At 74.5% G+C, this 1,511-nt stretch carries 1 protein-coding gene; it reads left to right on the top strand.

Annotation, left to right across the window (positions count from 1 at the left end; genetic code table 11):
- The coding region (locus tag GWK61_RS54505; protein ID WP_228564567.1) for a mannosyltransferase family protein at positions 1-1,502 on the top strand (1,502 nt) is incomplete at its 5' end.
- Positions 1,503-1,511 lie beyond the last annotated feature (9 nt).

The following is a 1,511-nucleotide window of genomic DNA, read 5'->3' as shown; positions in this document are numbered from 1 at the left end:
GCAGCGGCTGGCAGCCGCGGGCCGCACTGGATGGCGACGCACTTGGCGGCGACGCACTTGGCAGCGGCAGGCCAGAGGATGGCGCGCTGGATAGCGGCGCGCTGGCGGCCCGTTCGACAGAGAGCAGCGGCTGGCAGTCACAGGCCGGGCTGGATGGCGGCGGGCTTGGCGGCGGCGGGCTAGAGGATGGCGCGCTGGCGGCCCGTTCGGCGGACAGCAGCGGCTGGCAGTCGCGGGCCGTGCTGGAGAGCGATGGCCGTGTGCGGTCTGCTGCCCGGCGTCCCCGGCGCAGGCTCGGCGATGGGGACCGGGCGGCGCTGGCGGCGTGGGGTGCGACGCGGCTCGGGATGATCGTGCTGGCGTGGATGAGCGCGTGGGTGTTCGCCACCGCTGCCACGACGCCGGGGCCCTGGCTGGCGCGCTGGGACCGCTGGGACGAGGGGATCTTCACCAGCATCGCGCAGCACTGGTACTTCGCGCCGGGGACCGACCCGAGGCACGTGGCCTTCTTCCCGGGGTTTCCGGTCGCCATGTGGTTGACCCACCTCCTGGTGTGGAACTGGGTCGCCGCCGGGCTGGTCGTGTCGGCGGTGGCCGGGGCGGTCGCGACGGTGGCATTGGGGCGGCTGGCGGCGCAGGAGGTCGCGGGCGCGGCGCTCAACCACGCCGCCCTCAGCCACGCTGAGGTTCCGGACTCCGCGCCGATCTCTGTTCCCCACACCGCGCCGAGCCTCCCCCGAGCCGTCCGCGCCCGAGCCAACCAGGCCGCCGCCAACGCCGCGCTCTTCTTCACCCTCGCGCCGGCGGCCGTATTCCTCGCGGCGGGCTACAGCGAGAGCCTGTTCGCGGCGTTCGCGTTCTCGGCGTGGGCGGCTGCGCGGCGCGATCGCTGGGCGAGCGCCGTCGTGCTGGCGGCGGGTGCCAGTACGGTGCGTGTGAACGGACTGTTCCTCGCGGCGGCCATCGCGCTGGAGTTCGTGCTCGCGGGGCGGGCTCGGCGGAGGTGGTGGCAGGCGCCGCTGCTCGTCGTGCCAGCCCTGCCGGTCGCGGCCTACGTGCTCTACCTCCACCGCGACACCGGGGACTGGCTCGCGTGGCAGCACGCGCAGGCCGCCGGCTGGTTCCGCACGTTCCGCAACCCGAAGTACGCATGGGACCAGACCTGGCGCGCGGCCTTCGAGGCCAGCCAGGCGGGGCACACCGCGTGGGTCTTCCAGCTGGAGCTGCTGGCGGTGGTCGTGGGGCTCGGGCTGACGGCGCTCCTGCTGGTGAAACGCCGCTGGCCCGAAGCCCTCTACGTCGCCCTCTCGCTGCTGGCGCTGGGCACGACCACGTGGTTCATGTCCGTCCCGCGCGCCATGCTCCTGTGGTGGCCGCTGTGGACGATGCTCGGCGCGTGGGCCGCCCGGCGCCCGGCGGTGCGCACGGTCTACGTCTGCTGCGTCGCGCCGGTCATGGCGGGAGTGGCGTTGCTGTTCCTGTCGGGTCAGTGGGCCGGCTGAGCGGGGGGC

The sequence above is a fragment of the Catenulispora rubra genome (assembly GCF_015356825.1).
In the GTDB taxonomy this organism is placed as follows: Bacteria; Actinomycetota; Actinomycetes; order Streptomycetales; family Catenulisporaceae; genus Catenulispora; species Catenulispora rubra.
The sequence above is the reverse complement of the archived record's forward strand: the minus strand, read 5'-3'. Positions and strand labels throughout refer to the sequence as shown.